The 611-nt window shown below is 49.6% G+C and carries 1 protein-coding gene; it reads right to left on the bottom strand.

Translation table 11 applies throughout. The features are described 5' to 3' along the window. Nucleotides 1-20 precede the first annotated feature (20 nt). A partial coding sequence (locus tag C162_RS30785) for an IS110 family transposase (RefSeq protein WP_036701366.1) occupies nucleotides 21-611 on the bottom strand: 591 nt, incomplete at its 5' end.

The following is a 611-nucleotide window of genomic DNA, read 5'->3' as shown; positions in this document are numbered from 1 at the left end:
TTTTTTTGAAAAAGGGAAGACTATGGGATAGGATTCAATTGAACACTATATCCTAACTGCTGGATATATTTCACGTACCTATCTAACGTGTTTTTCTTGGACGTCTCATCGCCTAGTGAGACGTCTATTTCTTGGTATGACCTCTTCTCCCGCATCAGGGCATGGAGGATTCGAATCAGCAAATGCGCGGTGGCGACGTTTGCTTTTTTATCGCCTCGTCTCTTTCGAATTCGTCGAAAGAATTGTCCGATCCGGTTCGAGGAGCGAGAGTTTGCCCAAGCCGCCTGACACAAGGCCCCTTTCAGATGCTTGTTCCCTTGCATCGTTTTTGACTTTCTTCGCTTTCCAGCGCTTTCGTTGTTCCCTGGACACACCCCCGCCCATGAAGCAAACTGCGCATCACTCGGGAACATTTCCGCGACATGCGGCCCCACTTCGGCAAAGATGGTCACGGCAGACGTCCGCTCAATTCCTGGAATGGAGTCAATTTGTTCAATCTTCTCCAGGTACGGTTCTGCCTTCGCCTCGATTCGAGCTTCCAGTTCCGTGATCCTTTTCTCCAAATAGACCAAGTGGTCCCAGTGGTCTCGAATCATCTCGCGATGATGACG

The sequence above is a fragment of the Paenibacillus sp. FSL R7-269 genome (assembly GCF_000517865.1).
GTDB lineage: Bacteria > Bacillota > Bacilli > Paenibacillales > Paenibacillaceae > Paenibacillus_AQ.
This window is presented reverse-complemented; position numbering and strand designations above follow the sequence as displayed.